The sequence below is a fragment of the Nitrospirillum guanabarense genome (genome assembly GCF_034653355.1).
Lineage (GTDB): Bacteria > Pseudomonadota > Alphaproteobacteria > Azospirillales > Azospirillaceae > Nitrospirillum.
Genome location: NZ_JAYEER010000003.1, coordinates 973086 through 988362, shown reverse-complemented (window position 1 = coordinate 988362; position 15277 = coordinate 973086). Strand labels below are relative to the sequence as shown.

Here is a 15277-nt window from a genome sequence, read left to right as displayed (position 1 = left end):
CGGCCCGGGAGGTTTCCCCGCCGGGCCGTTGTCATCTGTGCGCCTTGCCGTCTTACCAGCTGAGGCGGAAGCCGGCGGTGAAGACGTGGTCGGTCTCGTGCCGGCGGAGCGTGCCGTCGTAGTTGGCGTAGAGGTTCAGGTTGTCGCCTTCCTGCAGCGTCAGGCCGCCACCGATCCCCAGCGCGTTGGCGCCGGTGTCGGGGCCGGTCACGGCGAAGGTGGTGCCCGCCAGCGCGGCCTGGCTGGTCAGTGCCCGGTCGCGGAAGTCGTGCAGCCAGGCCGCGCGCAGGGCCGGGGTGATCACCGTGCCGCCGTCCGTCTTCCAGCTGGCCGAGGCCCGGCCGCCCACGCTGCTCTGCAGCGCCGTGGCGTCCAGGTCCTGCAGCACCAGGTCCAGGGCGCCCGCCCCCGTCTCGGTGAAGCCGTCGCGGCCCACCTTCAGCCACTGGATGCCGGCCTGCGGCTCCAAGGTCAGGTTGGACACCCGCACCCGGTAACCGGCCGTGACACCCGCCGACAGCTCGTCACCCTTGGTGTGGCCGAAGGCCGTGCGGCTGAGGCCGCCGAAGCCAAGGGTCCGCGCCGTGTCGTACTGGTCGTAGGTGTAGCCGGCGTTGCCGGTGACGAAGAGGCCATCCCCCAGGTCGACGTTGCCGTAGGCCGACAGGCCGTAGCTGCTGGTCTCATTGGACCCGCCCGAGGTGCTCTGCAGCAGCACGCCGGCCAGGCCCACGGTCACCCCTGGCGCCACCGTGCGGTCGCCGCCGAACAGGCCGCCGCCGGTGTTGCTGTGGCCGCCCGCGGCGTTGCCGTCACTGTCCACCCGGGTGAACGCCCCCAGGCCCTGGGCCCAGAAGTGCCAGCCCGCCTCCGGCGCCGAGCCGGCCGCCGCCCCGCGCTCGTCCGCCACCGGCATCGCCACGGCGTCGCCGCCGCTGGCGACGCTGGTGTAGAGCGTGCGGCCGACCAACTGGGCCTGCATCGTACCCTGCATGCCGCCCGCCACGCCGTCCCGCACCGCCGCCAGGCGCTGGCCCAGCACCTGCGTCACCGCCAGGCCCCGGTTCAGGCTGTAGGCCACGATGTTCGCCTGGCTGCCGCCGCCGATCTGCGCCAGGGCATCCAGCGACGCCCCCACCGTGGGCAGGCCGTACAGCGCCTTCAGCACGGTGTTGAGGTCGGCGTTGCCGGCCCCGGTCAGCCCCGCCACCACGCGGCCCATGGTCCGCTGGTTCGTGTTGGCGCCCAAGGACGCCAAGCTGCCATAGGTGGGGGTGACGTACAGGTCGATGGCGTTGCCGCCATACAGCGCCGTGAACTGCGTGCCGGCCAGCAGCCCGCTGCCGGGCTGGGTGATGCTGGCGAAGGTGCCCTGCACGCCGCCAGCCGCCTGCACGATGGTGAAATCCGTGCCCAGGCCGGGAGTGTAGGTGTTGGTGGCCTTGCCCGACATGCCGCGCAGGTTGGGCTGCAGCACCGCGCCGGAACCGATGACGTAGCTGCCGCCCGTCACCAGGACGCGCGAGTAGTTGCCGTAGCCGGCCCCGGTGCCCGTGCCGTCGATGTCGATGGACAGCACCGACTTGGCCGCTTGCGTCAGCCCATTGGTGAAGGTCAGCGTGCCCGGCGAGTTGCCGGGCGCCAGGATGCCGGAGACGGAGGCCTGGCCAGTCACCACGCCGGCGCCGCGCAACGCGCCACCGGAACCAATGGCCACATTGCCGCTGATGGTGCCGTTCATCGACACCTTGCCCGCGTCCACCGTCACCGACTGGCTGATGGTGCCACCGGCATCCACCGTCATGACCGGCGTGGCGCTGGCGATCTGCGAGGCCGAAACCGTCGTGCCCGACACCTGCACCGGCGCGTTCACGTTGCCGGAGATCGACAGGCTGCCGCCCGTGACCTGCACCGGCTGGCTGCTGACGATGGTGCCGCCGCTGGCCACCGACACGTTGCCCCCGCTGACCGTCACCGGCGCCGTGATGGTGCCCGCCACGTTCACGCTGCCCGCGCTGGCCGTCACCGACTGCGTCACCACGCCGCCGCTGCTGATCGACACGCTGGCCGTACCGCTGTTGACCTGCACCGGCGCCGCGATCACGCCCGATACGTTCACATTGCCGCCCGATACCGTCACCGGCTTGTCGCTGGCGACCACGCCGCCGCTGGCGATCGACAGGCTGCCCGAGGACACTTGGATGGGGGTGGAGGTGTTGACCACGCCGCCGCTGGCGATCGACACGTCGCCGCCGCTGACCGCCACCGGTGCCGTGATGGTGCCCGCCACCGCCACCGAACCGCCGCTGACGTTCACCGTCTGCGTGCCGGCGATGGTGCCGCCCGCACTCAGATTGACCAAGCCACCGCTGACCTCACCTACCGATGGGCTGCTGCCGGCGCCGATGTTCACCGTGCTGCCCGAGCCGATGGTGCCGATGGTGGGCGAACCGTCGGACACGTTGACCGTGCCGCCGGAGACGGTGCCGACGTTGGCCCCACCACCGATGGTGGCGATGCCGCCCGAGCCAATGGACCCGATGGTACCGCCGCCAATGCTGCCGCCACCGCCATTGCCGCCGCCACCGATGGTGATGACCAGGTCGGTCAGGCCGCCGATGGTGGTGGCCGTGGCCGTCAGGCTGTGGCCCGGCGCCACCAGGTTGTAACCGGCATAGGAAGAGCCGCCCTTGGCCGCCACGATGGTGTAGGTCTGGCCGTCCACCAGGTCGAAGCCGCTGCCGGCGTTCAGGATGATGGCGCCGCCGCTGATGGCGGCGTTGCCGGTGACGTTCAAGCCGCCGTAGATGCTGGTCGACGCCACGTCGATCAGCAGCGCGCCCGAGCCGCCCTGCGCATAGTTGCCCACCACGTTGACGATGGTGTCCAGCCGCAAGGTGGCGCTGCCGGTGTTGGTCAGCGTGTGGCTGCCCACGTTCACCACCACGCTGCCGTCCAGCGCGACGTTGCCGCTGGACAGCACCATGTTGCTGAAGGTGTTGGTGATGGTGGCGCCGGCGATGGAGCGGCCCGTGTACGCCAGGTCGGTGAACAGGCCGTAGGTGTCGCCGCTGCCGCCGACGACCACCAGGTCACGGGACGAATTGTTGATGATGTTGCCGGCGACGATGCCGCTGTTCACCAGGGTGCCCAGCACGCCCGTGCCGCCGATGGTGAGCGCGCCCAGCGTGCCGCCGATGCTGCCGCCCGCCAGGTTCACGATGCTGTCGATGGTGCCGGCGCCAAGGTCGATGCCATAGCCGTTGCCGCCGATCAGCCCGCTGTTGGTCAGCACGCCGATGCGGCCGCCCAGCACCACGGCGGTGGTGCTCTGGTTGATCACCCGGCTGTACGCCGCGAGGCCATCGTTGCCACCGGTGATCGAGCCGCTGTTGCTCAGGCTGAGGATGGTGCCGCTGTTGGCGATACCGACGTCGTCCACCGCGATGGTGCCGGCATTGACCAGGGTGCCGATGGTGGCGACCAAGGTTGCCGCACCGGCGACGCCCTGCGTGATCATGCCTTCGTTCATCACGCCGACGGAGCCGGTTACCGCGCCATTGTTCCCCAGTGTGGCGATGGTGCCGCCCAGGTTGTCGATGGCCATGTTGCCGACGGTGATGCTGCCATTGATGGCATAGCTGCCGCTGGCGTCGATGGTGCCGTTGTTCACCAGGAGCGCGATATAACCGTTGGCGTTCTGCACGCCCGCCGCCGGCGCGATGGCACTGACGATGCCGGCGATCTCACCATTGTTGGTCAGGGTGCCGATGGTGCTGTGGACAGTGAGGCGGGTGCCGGACTGGCCGCCGAAATTACCCAGGCCGGTGCCACCAAAGATTCGGCCGTTGTTGGTCAGGTTGGTGATGGTGCCGGCGCCGTAGACACCACCCGAGGTATTGACCAGGCCGTAGGAGATGGTGTTGCCGTTGATGAGGCCGCTGGCCTCGTTGATCAGCGTGCCGATGCTGCCGCCCTGATTGGAGACACCCGTGCGCTCGCCGCCCGTCAGCTGGCCGGCGTTGTCCAGCGTGCCGATGGCGTTGTTGTTGCGCACCCCGTACCAGGTGCTCGTGATGATGCCCGCGGCCTCGTTCAGCAGGGCGCCGATGGTGCCCAGATTGTCGAGGCCGTAGTTCCGGCTGCTGGAGCTGGATGCGGTGATCAGCCCGGCATTGTCCACCAAGCCGATGGTGCTGTCCGTCGACTGGTTGTTGAGGCCGGCGGCCACACCCCGGATGGTGCCGCTGTTGTACACCGTCCCGATGCCACCGCCGTACAGATAGGTATGGGTGCTGGCGGAAACCGCCGTGCCCACGGTGGTGAGCGTCTGGTAGCTGACCGTGCCGGAATTCCGCAGGCCGAACTGGGTGGTGCCGACCAGGGTACCGGTGTTGGTCACCGTACCGATGACGCCGCTGTTGGCGATGCCGGCGGTGGCGCCGCGAACGGTACCGCCGTTGACGATGTCGGTGATGGTGCCGTTGGTGCGGGTGCCGAAGAGGGTGCCCGACGCGCCCACCTGGACGGGCGTCATGTCGGCCTCGTTGGAGATGCCGATGCTGCCGCTGATCAGCGCGGTGGCGTTGGTCCGGATGATGCCGATGCTGCCGGCGTAATTTTCCACGCCCATGGCCACGTTGGCGCCGTTGGAGGCGCCGCCGGCGACGATGCTGCCGGTGCCCAGGGTACCCGAGCCGTTGTCGGTGATGAAGGCGATGGCGCCGAAGATGTTCTGCACACCCACGCCCGGCGTCACCACGCCGTACACCGTGCCGCCCACGGCGTTGATGAGACCGGTGTTGAGGATGGTGCCAATGGTGGGACTCTGGGCGCTGGACCCGTTGTTGCCGACGCCGGAGCCGCCGACGATGGTGCCACTGTTGGTGATGGTGCCGATGACGCCGTGGCCGGTGATGTTGGTGGCGTTGACCACGCCGTAGGCATAGGTGACGCCGCTGATCACGCCGCCGGCAAGGTTCACCAGGGCACCGATGCCGCCCCAGTTGTAGACGCCGCTGCGGTCGGTACCCGCGATCGTGCCGCTATTGGCCATGGTGAGCAGGACGCCGCCGGCGTTACGCACACCCCACCAGCCCCCGATGCTGCCCCGGTTGGAGAGGGAGCCGATGGTGCCGGTGTTCTCGATCCCACCCTGGTGGACGTCGGTTTCCACCCGGTCGGTGCTGAGGATGGTGCCGGCGGTGCCGTTGACGATGATCCCGATGCTGCCCGGATTCACCACGCCGCCTTCCAGGCCGCTGATGATGCCGCCGTTGGCCAGCGTCCCGATCCTGCCGGCATAGATGGCGGCATTGGAGGCGGTGCCGGCAGAAATGGTGGCGATGCCGATGGTGGACAGGTTGGCGATGCCGGCGCCCGTGGAACCGATGAGGGTGCCGTAGTTGTTCAGGGTGCCGATGGCGCCGGAGTTGGCGACGCCCGTGCGCGCGGCCCGGATCAGGGCGCCGTCCAGGTTGGTGGCGGTGCCGATGGTGGCCGCCTGCAGCGCCCCGCCCGAGGTGGTGGTGCCCGACACGATGATGGGGCCCACGGCCTGTTCGTTGCTGATGCCGACCGTGCCGAAAATGCTGCCGGTGTTGGTCAAGGTGTTGATGGTGCCGCCGGCGTTCTGGATGCCCTCGGGCACATAGACGTTGGCCACCGTGCCGAGGCCCAACGACGGCCCGCGGCCGGCGATGACGCCCGCGTTGTTCAGGAGGCCGATGACGCCGTTGACATTCTGGATGCCGATGCCCGGCACGGGGTTGCCGTTGACCGTGCCGCCAACGGCCGAGATGCCGCCGCCCGCCGCATTGACCAGGGTCGCGATGGTGCTGCGCACGCCGCCCTGGTCACCAACGTTGCCGATGCCCGAGCCCCCCGTCAGCGTGCCGCTGTTGGTCAAGGTGCCGATGGACCCGCCCACGCCGGCCTGGGTGCCGTTGACGACGCCGTAGGCGTCCGTGGCGCCCGATATCACGCCACCGACGCTGTTGCTCAGCGTGCCCGCCTTGCCGCTGTTGTAAACGGCGCTGCGGCGGGTGCCGATGATGGTGCCCTGGTTGGTCACCTGGGTGATGGTGCCGGCGTTGCTGATGCCCCACCAGCCGCCGACCGTGCCGCCATTCGTGATGCCGCCGATGACGCCGCCGTTGGCGATCGCCGCTTGGTGGCCGGAGACCGCCTCGTTGGCGTCGGTGCCGAGGATGGCGCCGAGGTTGCTGATGGTGCCGATGGCCCCACTGGCCAGCGTGTTGACCACGCCGCCCAGGACGCCGCGGATGACGCCGTTGTTGACGATGACGCCGATGGTGCCGCCGATCGTGCCGGCGGTGGGGGCGGCCAGCAGGCCCAAGGCCACCTCGGGCGTGCCGTCGTTCTCCAGCGCCACGCGGCTGTAGGCGACGATGGTGCCATCGTTTCTCAGCGTGCCCGTGACGCCGCTGTTGATGATGGCGATCTGCCCGCCGACGATGGTGGCGCCGGAGACGTTCGTCAACTGCGCCAGGGAGCCCGTCACCGATGTGGTGGCGAAGTTGAAGACGCCGACGGTGCCGCCGTTGATGGTGCCGTGGTTTTCCACCAGGGTGATGGCGCCATCGCTGGCGACGGCGCCATGGCTGCCAGACAGGACGCCGAAGTTGGCCAGCGTGGCCATGTGACCGGTGGACGTCAGCGCGACCGCGCCGGTGCCGGAAACGATGCCGCTGTTGGTCAGCGTGCCGATCGTGCCGAAATCAAGGATCGCCTTGCTGCCGGACTGGATGGTGCCGCCGGCGACATTGACCAATTGGTCGATGATGCCGTGCGTGATGGTGTTGGTGACCGAGGCGCTGTTGCCCCTGTGGTCCTGGACCACGATGGCGTTGGCGCCCCCGGTGATGAGGCCGGCGTTGGTCAGGGTGCCGATGGTGGCGGTGTTGTAGAGGCCGACCGCCTGGGTGGAGGCGCCACCCCGGATCACGCCACCGGCCTGGTTCGTGAAGGTGGCGATGTCGCCGGTGTAATAGGTGCTGCTCACCAGGGTGCCGTTGACACGGACGCCGACGTCCGCGGTCGCGTTTACGAAGGCGGTGCCGTCGGCCTGGATGGTGCCGGCGTTGAGGACGTTGGTCAGCGTGGTCCGGGTGTAGACCGCCGGGGTGGTGCCGGCGCCGGTGATGGTGCCGGTGTTGGTGATGGTCAAGCCACCGGTGATATCCGTGATCGGACCCGCCACAGGGGTGGACACGATGGTGTCCGCCCGGGCGATGCCGGATGCCGTGAGCATCGTGACGATGGCGAGAGCGGATGTGCCGGCGAGAAGCGCGCGCGCACGATCGTTACGGCGGGCGGCGCCCACCGTCTGCTGAATGGCCTGCATGCTTAAATGCCCCTTCCCAACGTTCAAAGGGCTGGCCCTTCTGCCGGAGCCGCCCCACCCCAACCCGCCACGACAGCGTACCGTCGTAGCCCCCGAAGAAAACCCCTACTGATTTTGAGGTATGCCGTCAAGTCTTGGAGCTGATTTCATTCAAACATGCCGGCGAAACCATGACGTTAACCGCCGTTAACAATGATGTTTTTTCTCTCCTATCGAGCGATATCTTGATTCAAGTTACCCGAGATGATTCCACAACACGAATGCCGGAGCGGTGATTAGCGTCTTTATTATATTAAGTCAGGAATATCGCCCATTTGACACTTATAAATAAAAGCTCGCCGCGAATCGCGGAAGGCGCAATAAGTATCTGCCCGAAAAAATTTATCGGTAACATTTAAATAATGATGACAATATTTGATATTTTGTTTATATATCTATGGTCATACGCCCAACGACAAAATTACATAAACACATATCGTCTAGTTACACGCAGACAAGGACACAGATAATTATTTATATTGCGCTTTAGTTATAAACCAGACACCCAATATGAGCTTGGGCTCACATCCGCAAGCCACCGGAACCCTTCCCAGGACAGGTCGCAGGCACCCTTTTTCCTGACAGTCGCCAGCATCCGGAACAAACACAGCCCCTTTATTCACATGAACCTTTGCCGGCCGTGAATTGAATCTATCGCCTCGGCACATGCGTCCGGCATCGTTGAACGATCCGGGGTGAATGGCGATCCCGGCCCCGGCAACAACCCGCCCGTCCATCCCCGCCCTCGGCAGCCCCCACCCTGCCGCCCGTGGCGGCCTTTATTCACTCACCGCCTTCGGCGGCTGGGCAAACTGGATCAGATAGTTGGCGTAGTCGCCCACCTTCAGCTTGAAGTCCAGGCTTTCGTTGCCGGCCATGGCGCGGGCCACGATCAGGTGGTTGCCCACGGCGGTGGGCGTCAGCTTATACACGCCGGCAGCCCCCTTCAGGCGGGGATAGTAGTTGGGGTCGACGGGCTTTTCCTTGGCGGACAGGCGTTCCAGCGCCTCTTCCTCCGTCCAGTCGCCAACCTCGACCTTCTTCACCAGGGTCCAGTCCTTCTCCCCCGCCCAGCCGGCGGCCAGCGCGGCGGCCACGGCATCGACGCCGCCATCGACCACACCCACCTTGAAGATGTTCTTGGGCAGGCCGACATCGGACGCCCATTTCGACAGGTTGGCGCTGCGCGCGACGAACAGGGTGGCCATGATGAAACCGGTCTGTTGTTGAAAGGCGATGTCCTGGTCTACCCCAGGGCACCGGCGGAGACCAGATTTAGACGACCCCCAATCGCGACACTTTCGGAATTCGCGCAAACGTGTCACGGAAGCGGATGCAACGCCGTCCGCATCTGGGTATGGTGGGGCCGCAAACGCCGGGGGGCGGCGTTCAAGTAGACCCATATACCGTTATTTAACACCTGCGGCCGCATTCACACGCGCTGTACTAAAACGCTACAAGAGTTGGGCGATCATCCATGTCGGCACTTCACCGGTTCCGTTTCACCCGCTTCACGCGGTTCCTGGCCAGGACCCTGGCGGGCGCCCTGATGCTGTTCACAGGGCTGCTGTCCACCGGCGCGCTGGCCTCGTTCCGCCTGATCCCCATAGAAATGGACATGGAGCCCAGCGGGCGCGGCGCCACCCAGATCTTCCGGGTGGAGAATGACGGCAAGGACCCCGTGGCCATCGACGTCAAGGTCATGACCCGCGGCATGGACCAGGACGGTCAGGACGTCCTGACCGACGCCGAGGACAGCTTCGCCATCGTGCCCGAGCAGATCATCCTGCAGCCGGGCGAGAACCAGTCCATTCGCGTGCAGTGGTCGGGCGATCCCAAGCCGGCCAAGGAACTGCCCTTCCGCCTGGTGGCGGAACAGCTGCCCATCGACCTGGGGGGCACGCCGGTGCAGGGCGGCCAGGTGAAGCTGCTGGTGAAGTACGTCGCCTCGCTCTACGTCGTGCCGGAAGGGGCCAAGCCCAAGTTGACCGTCGTGTCCGCGGGCCCCAAGCCCGCCGCCGCCCCGGCCACCGGCACCGTCATGGAGGTGGTGGTGCGCAACGACGGCACCTCGCGCCAGGTCATGCGCGACCTGGAGGTGACCGCCCAGGTGAATGGCAAGACCGTCACCCTGCGCAAGGAGCAGCTGACCGGCATGGTCGGTGAAAACGTCCTTGCCGGGGTCACCCGCCGTTTCCATATCCCCTGGCCGGCGGACCTGCCCCAGGGCCCCGCCACGGTGACCCTGTCGGTGCCCTGATACGAGGACGGCGTTGCGCCTGTCGCGCCTGAATACCGGTAACCGCTTGATCGGCGGCGCCTTTTCCCATGACCGCCCCGGCCGTCTGCGCCGGGGCGCGCTTGTTTGCGCCCTGATGGCGGTGCTGGCCGGGATGCCAGCGGTGGCGCGGGCCCAGACGTCTCCCTCCGCCAACCAGAACACCGAGGCCCTGTTCGAGAAGACCTTCGGCAAGAAAAAGAAGGCGGAGAAGGCCACCACCCTGGACCTGCCGGTGAAGGTGGAGGGGCGCGAGGTCGGTCAGGTGCCGGCCAAGGTGGCGCCCGATCCCGCCGAGACCCAGGTGGACCTGAACCGCTTGGCCCTGCTGCTGCGCGACTTCGTCCAGCCCAAGGCGCTCAGCGACCTGGTGGCCCAGGCCGGCCCCGACGGCTATGCCAAGCTGAGCGCGCTGAGCCTGGGCGGCCCGGGTGCGGCCGCCATTTCCATCACGGTGGACCCCAAGGAGCTGACCCTGTCGGTCAAGGTGCCGCCGCAGCTGCGCGCCGTGCGCAACCTGACGGTGGTGAACCGCGCCAACGCCGCCAGCGGCTACCAGGTGCTGGAGCCGGCGGATGCCGCCGCTTATATCAACCTGCGCACCGCCCAGGTCTTCCTCGCCCAACCCGCCACCGACAGCGGCAACTACCGCCAGCCCCTGAACATCGGGCTGGATGGCGGCGGCAACATCGACGGCTGGTCCTTCGAATGGGAGGGGCAGTACCAGGAACAGTACAGCCACCACTTCATGCGCGGCACCACCCGGCTGATCCGCGACTTTCCCGAGGACGCCGTGCGCCTGCAGGCCGGCGACCTGGACTATTCCATCACCGGCATCCAGACCAACCGGCCCCTGACCGGGCTGTCCATTGCCCGCAATTACACCCTGCAGCCCTATCGCGCCATCCAGCCCACGGGCAGCCGCGACTTCATCCTGGATTCGCCGTCGCAGGTGGAGGTGCTGGTGAACGGCCGCCCCACCCGCGTCTTCCGTGAGGATGCCGGACCCGTGAACCTGTCCGACTTCCCCGGCACATCCGGCACCAACGACGTGCAGGTGCGCATCACCGACGCCTACGGCCAGACGCGCACCATCGACTTCCCCTTCTTCTTCGATTCCGAGCTGCTGGCTGAAGGCGTGTCGGAGTTCAACTACACGGTGGGCATCCCCTACACCACCGGCAGCGACCGCCTGATCTATGACCGCGGCCGCCCGACCTTCTCCGCCTACCACCGCCAGGGCATCACCGACGACCTGACCCTGGGCGCCAGCCTGCAGGCGGACAAAAGCCAGCAGGTCATAGGCACGGAGGTGCTGTTCGTCACCGGCCTGGGCACCATCGGCCTCAACCCCGGCGCCAGCCTGGGCGCATCGCGCGGGGCGTCGGTGGACCTGACCTACCGCGACTACACCAACGATGAGCAATTCTACCAGCAGCGCACCCTGACGGCGCAGGGCAGCTGGCGGTCCGGCGGCTATGCCAGCCTGGGCACGCTGGACCCGCGCAACACCGTTTCCTACGACCTGTCCGCCCGCTACGGCCAGCCGCTGGACGAGGATCTGACCGCGACCTTGAGCGGCCGCTACCAGCTGGTGCGCGACGACAGCCAGATCGACGGCTATTCGGTGGATTTGGGCTTTCGCCGCCGCTTCGGCCGCCACGCCACGCTGGAACTGACCTTCAGCCGCGCGCGCAACACCGTGACGCGCGAAGCGGACAACAGCGCCTACCTGGCCTTCCGCTACACCTTCGGCGACGGCGTGCAGTCCGCCGGCTTCACCATGGACACGCTGAGCCGCCAGCGCGAGCTGGACTGGCGCTACCAGGATCCGTGGCCCACCAATTCCTGGAACCTGTCGGTGGACGCCACCAACACCACCGGCACCTACCAGGCCAACGGGTCCGTCGGCTACACCATGGACCGGTTCGAGACGTCCATCCGCCATGACTACAGCCAGCGCCTGTCCACCCTGGACGAACCGCTGCAGAATGACGAGCGCACCACCCTGAACTTCGCCACCGGACTGGTCTTCGCCGACGGCCATGTTGGCGTCACCCGGCCGGTGACCAACAGCTTCGCCCTGGTGGTCCCCCATCCGCGCATCGCGGATGAGGAGATCGGCGTCGACCCCGTCACCGGCCACTACCTGTCGTCCAGCGACTGGCTGGGCCCGCCGGTGGTGCCCAACATCTCCGCCTACCTGGTGCGGCCGCTGCTGCTGGACGTGCCGGACGCGCCCATGGGCTATGACATCGGCAACGACCGCCCGGCCATCGTCCCCGGCAACCACACGGGCACCCTGGTGCCCATCGGCACCGACGCCACCGTGTCGCTGGATGGCGTGCTGCTGGATCCGGAGGGCAAGCCTGTGCCGCTGGCGGCCGGCGTCCTGCATCGCACCGACGGCAAGGGCGTGAAGGCCGTCAACGCCAAGGACCCCAAGGCCGGGCAGGAGGTGCAGTTCTTCACCAACCGCAAGGGCCGCTTCCGTGTGGAAGGCGTGCGTCCCGGCGAGTGGCAGATGCAGCTGACCGGCGTGCCCCACAGGCCCATCCCCGTGACGGTGCCGCCCCAGGCCGAAGGCATGTTCCCGCTGGGCACGCTGAAGCTGGAGGCGCTGCCCGGCCAGACCATCAACCTGTCGCCCGCCAAGCCGGCGGCGACGAGCGGCGGGCCATGAGGATCATGGGGATAGGATCCGGCCGCCAAGCCGCGAAGCAGGCCCGGCCGGAACGCTTCTTGCTTGCAGGCCCGCCATCGCCCGACGGCCCCCGCCGCCGGGCCCATTCTCTTGACCGGGTGCGCCCGGGCCGGGACGCCGCTATTTTGGATGCCATGGACCAGCCGACAAGCCTTAGCCCCACCTTCGCCAACTGGCCGCGGAGCGTTCACTTATGGATCCTGCTGGCGCTGACCCTGCTGATGGCCCTGCCCGCGACCCCGGCCCGGGCGCTGCAAACCTGCTACGCCCAGCTGAGCGGCCTGTCGCAGGTGACCCCCGTCACCAGCTATGACCCCTTCGCGGCCCTGCAGCCGCCCACCTACAACACGGTGACGGTGCAGTACATCGCCGGCAGCAACTGCACCTTCGGCATCGGCATCGACAGCGGCCTGTGGGGCGGCACGCGACGCATGTTGGGCCTCAGCGGCAATTGGCTGAGCTATGACCTGTACAAGGACGCCGCGTTGACCCAACGGGTGGGCGATTATGGCACCGGCAACGTCAACAACCTGATCACCGGCGCGGTCAACAACGGCCGCGGCACCCAGACAGTCACCACTGGCTTCTACGCCTCCGTCCCCGCTGGCCAGCTGGTGGGGTCCAATTACTACTTCGACCAGGTGACGGTGACGCTGTACCAGCTGAACAGCTCGGGCGGTGTCGTCGCCGTCATGGACAGCGCCATCGTCCAGGTGCGGGCGACCGTGCGCACCTCCGTCTCCGCCACCGTCAATGTCGGCGGCGTGCGCAGCAACCTGGGCGCGTCGACCGCCAACGTGGATTTCGGGGAACTGACCACCGGCGCCAGCCGCAGCTTCGACCTGGAGGTCTCGGGCAACACCGGCTACAGCGTGTCCATCCAGTCGCAGAACGGCGGCCGGCTGGAGAACAGCGGCGCCGGCACCTCAATCCCCTACAGCATGACGGTGGACGGTCGGGGCGTGCCGTCCAGCGGCACCACCTTGACCTATTACAGCTATTCCAGCCTGGACCGGCACACCTTCATCATCGTCATCGGCGACGTCACCAAGGTCATCGCCGGCACCTACACCGATTATCTGTTGATGACGGTGACGGCCAACTGACATAAGATCTGGATCAGCGTCCCGGATCACCCAATTGATCCAGGATAGGGTGCCGCAGAAGGCGGTGGCCCGTCATGAACGACAGATGGCGCCGGTTCGGCCGTCGCCCTTGGAGACTAAAATGTCCCAGCATCTGCCCAATACGCCCCATGTGCATGCGCGGGGCGTTTGTCTGGCCCTGACCGTCGCCACCACCCTGGCCCTGGCTTCTTCCGCCTGGGCGGCCGGCGCGACGGGCGCCATCCACATCAGCGCCACCGTGCCCACCGTGTGCACCGTCGCGGTCACCGACAGCAACGCCACGCTGGATCTGGTCAACGGCCAGAACGCCGTGACCGTGGGTTCGGTGACGGAGCAGTGCAACGCCGGCAACGGCTATACCGTCTCGGTCGCCTCGGCGAACAGCGGCACGCTGAAAAGCGGCGCCACCGGTTCCAGCGCCGTGGCCTACAACCTGACCTACGACAACACGACCGCCGCCAAGAACGGGTCGCTGACCACCGACCGCGCGGGTTCCCCCGACAGCCGCCAGAGCACCCTGGCCGTCAGCCTGCCAGGTAACAACCAGGCCGTGGCCGGGCAGTACCGGGACACGGTCACCATCTCGATCGCCGCCAAGTAAGCTTCCTCTTAAATCACTTGCCCTGTCCGGGTCCGGGGATTGATCCTGCGGCCCGGAAGGCGGCCCCCAGACGGTCGTCATGAGGAATGAAGGGGAAGCGATGCGTCGTTCGATGGTAGCCGCCCGGCTGGCGGTGGCCCTGGTTTGCCTGTCCGCCACCGCCCATGCCGCCGATGCGGCCAAACCGGCCGCGGCCAAGAGCGGCCCCATCGCCGCCGATGTGCTGGCCGCTTCCAGTCCCGCTGATTGGCGGTCCCCGGATCCGGAAAACCTGCTATACATGGACCTGGCCCAGGGCCGGGTGATCATCGAGCTGGCGCCCGCCTTCGCCCCGGCGCATGTCGACAACATCCGCAAGCTGGTGCGCGAGGGCTGGTTCGATGGCCTGGCGGTGGACCGGGTGCAGGACAACTACGTCACCCAATGGGGCGACGCCGACAACACCCGCACGCCCAAGACGGCGCAGACCAAGCTGGCGCCGGAATTCGTGGTGCGTGGTGCCGCCGTGGCCAAGCTGCCCTTCACCCCCCTGCCCGATCCCGACACCTACGCCCCCGAGGCGGGCTACAGCGACGGCTTCCCCGCGGCGCGCGACGCCAAGGGCCAGCAGGCTTGGCTGGTCCATTGCTACGGCATGGTCGGCGTGGGCCGCGATATGGCGCTGGACACGGGCAGCGGAGCGGAACTGTACGCCGTCATCGGCCAGGCGCCGCGCCACCTGGACCGCAACATCACCGTGGTGGGCCGGGTCCTGCGCGGCATGGACATCCTCAGCAGCCTGCCACGCGGAACCGCCGCCCTGGGCTTTTACGACAAGCCGGAGCAGCGCGTCCCCATCACCAAGGTGCGGCTGGCGGCCGACATGGCCCCCGACCAGCGCGAGAAGCTGACCGTGCTGCGCACCGACACCCCCACCTGGGCCGCCTATGTCGAGGCGCGTCGCAACCGCCGGGAAGATTTCTTTCCCGTGCCGGCCGGGCATGTGGACGTTTGTAATATCCCCCTACCCGTCCGTACGTCGGACGCGCCCAAATAGAGCCCATGGGGTAGAGGCGAGAGCGGGAACCCTCGCCCACCCTAACCCAAAGAACATGTTCCCGGCATTGCATCCTGCAAGGTCCGGCGTTGACAGCGCTGGGCGATTGCTTGAAAAACTGCAAGC

General features: G+C 67.4%; 7 protein-coding genes. 5 read left to right on the top strand and 2 right to left on the bottom strand.

All coding sequences use genetic code 11. The features are described 5' to 3' along the window. Positions 1 to 52: 52 nt before the first annotated feature. Entirely contained in the window at positions 53 to 7366 is a 7314-nt protein-coding gene (locus UAA55_RS13805; protein WP_322953429.1) for a hypothetical protein, read from the bottom strand. 818 nt (positions 7367 to 8184) lie between these two features. Next, positions 8185 to 8613, bottom strand: a complete 429-nt coding sequence (locus UAA55_RS13800) for a hypothetical protein (RefSeq protein ID WP_322953428.1) — start codon at positions 8611 to 8613, stop codon at positions 8185 to 8187. A gap of 269 nt (positions 8614 to 8882) precedes the next feature. On the opposite strand from UAA55_RS13800, the gene UAA55_RS13795 reads away from it, so the two are divergent. The 5 genes from UAA55_RS13795 to UAA55_RS13775 all read left to right on the top strand — a co-directional run bounded on the left by UAA55_RS13795 (position 8883) and on the right by UAA55_RS13775 (position 15151). Continuing rightward, a complete protein-coding gene (locus tag UAA55_RS13795) occupies positions 8883 to 9665 on the top strand; it encodes a fimbrial biogenesis chaperone (protein ID WP_322953427.1) in 783 nt (260 codons plus the stop codon). 13 nt (positions 9666 to 9678) lie between these two features. Further along, the gene (locus UAA55_RS13790) at positions 9679 to 12366 is read left to right on the top strand and encodes a fimbria/pilus outer membrane usher protein (protein ID WP_322953426.1); all 2688 of its coding nucleotides are present in this window, start codon (positions 9679 to 9681) and stop codon (positions 12364 to 12366) included. A 155-nt stretch (positions 12367 to 12521) separates the two neighbouring features. Beyond that, positions 12522 to 13493, top strand: coding sequence for a spore coat protein U domain-containing protein (locus tag UAA55_RS13785; RefSeq protein WP_322953425.1), 972 nt, complete (start codon positions 12522 to 12524; stop codon positions 13491 to 13493). A gap of 121 nt (positions 13494 to 13614) precedes the next feature. After that, positions 13615 to 14115, top strand: a complete 501-nt coding sequence (locus UAA55_RS13780) for a spore coat protein U domain-containing protein (protein ID WP_322953424.1) — start codon at positions 13615 to 13617, stop codon at positions 14113 to 14115. Between the two features lie 100 nt (positions 14116 to 14215). Next, positions 14216 to 15151: a peptidylprolyl isomerase gene (locus tag UAA55_RS13775; RefSeq protein WP_322953423.1), complete on the top strand. Its 936-nt coding sequence runs from the start codon at positions 14216 to 14218 to the stop codon at positions 15149 to 15151. Positions 15152 to 15277: the final 126 nt, after the last annotated feature.